This is a genomic window from Bacillus sp. C30 (assembly GCF_040838255.1).
GTDB lineage: Bacteria > Bacillota > Bacilli > Bacillales > Bacillaceae_G > Bacillus_A > Bacillus_A mycoides.
Map to the genome: position 1 here is coordinate 1 of NZ_JBFPJH010000556.1, position 1,509 is coordinate 1,509.

A 1,509-nucleotide genomic window follows, 5' to 3' on the forward strand; every position below is an offset into this window, starting at 1 on the left:
CTCTAAAAGTTATTATCATAATACTTATATTAAAAATTCTTACCGCTATACTAAAATTTAAACTTGATTGACATACAAAAAAGAAAGGCGAATCAAATCCCCTTTCTTTTTTGTATGTCAATCGCAATTTACCTTCTATTTCTTTTATTAATTTCATCATACGCTTGAACTTGTTTTTTAAGTCGCCTGTCGGCTTTTTTATCATGTACGACAAGAACTGCGTGTATCGCTCCTGGAACCCAAAAAATTAAGGTTAAAATGAAATTAATAATCGCTTGAAACGGCTTTCCGCAAAATAAAACAGCTACCGGCGGAAGTAAAATTGCTAATAAGTACATCATGTCTGAAAAACTCCTTAATGTTTATTTTTCGATTCTTCCCCATCCATCTCCTACACTATCAAACCTATGAAATCATGTTATTTCTAAAAGCGTATATAAGAACTCATCATTACAAAAATCACATATAATAGTATAACTAAATGAGAAGCCTCTCACTAACGTTAACAAGTTATTTTCACCTGTTCATTTATATGTATATTCTACGCCTATATGAAAAAGCCTACAAAAACAATTAACACATCCATCTTGTCCTACTTCTAAAATTGAAATACTCCAAACTTCATTGAAATGAGTATTTCATCACCTTTTCTTAGATTCCAATCGTTGTTCCTCTACTATTTCGGTTAATCCAATTGCTGAAATTACAGTACCTATTGCCTGTATCCAAATACCTATTAGCCCTATTATACGTTGATCTTCTTTATCTATATTACTGTCTTCTTTTCCCTTTTCTTCTTTTGGTATATTTTTAATACCTTCGTATGCTTGTAATCCCGCACCTAAACTTTGCATTGAATTCCCTAATACGATAATCCACTGTATTCCATTTATCTCATTCAATGCTACTTCTACTCCTAAAAAAGCGCCAATTGATTGCAAACTATTTCCAGTAATTACAAGGAAATCATTTTCTTTCATTTGTTCATTAAGATTAAAATACGTTCCTATTACATTTGAAATATTACCTAAAGCTAATAACTCAATCCCCGTTTTCGCTAGCGCTTTATTTTTATTATCTATAGTTACCTCTTGCTTCTCACATTTATCTTCATCTTTCGCATCATTAGTTGCTATAATTTGTAATATATATCCGAGAGCTTGTAATGAACTCCCTACAATAACGAGATCCGACTCAATCTTTTCTTCTCCTGCAAACCCTCTAGTTGTTCCAATTGCTGCTATAAGATTTCCTCCAACTTGAAACCATGCCCCTGTCAATTCTAAATCGCGTAGGTTCATTTTCCATCACCTATATTAAAATTTTCTAGTACATTCGAAATAAACAAATATCACCTTTAATTCATTATTCTATTTTTCATATGTAATTTTGTGCATCACATAATGTACTAATAATACAAAAGAGCACCTTTCAGGCGCTCTTTTTGACAAGGAGTTTCTCAATGAATGTATGCCGGACATGTCAATGACTCACCGTTTTTATCTATTG

The 1,509-nt window shown here is 32.0% G+C and carries 2 protein-coding genes; both read right to left on the reverse strand.

Annotation, left to right across the window (positions count from 1 at the left end):
- Window positions 1–128 precede the first annotated feature (128 nt).
- The gene (locus AB3X49_RS22790) at window positions 129–341 is read right to left on the reverse strand and encodes a YqaE/Pmp3 family membrane protein (protein WP_002085763.1); all 213 of its coding nucleotides are present in this window, start codon (window positions 339–341) and stop codon (window positions 129–131) included.
- 300 nt (window positions 342–641) lie between these two features.
- Window positions 642–1,301, reverse strand: a complete 660-nt coding sequence (locus AB3X49_RS22795) for a DUF6944 family repetitive protein (protein WP_367964917.1) — start codon at window positions 1,299–1,301, stop codon at window positions 642–644.
- Between the last annotated feature and the right edge of the window lie 208 nt (window positions 1,302–1,509).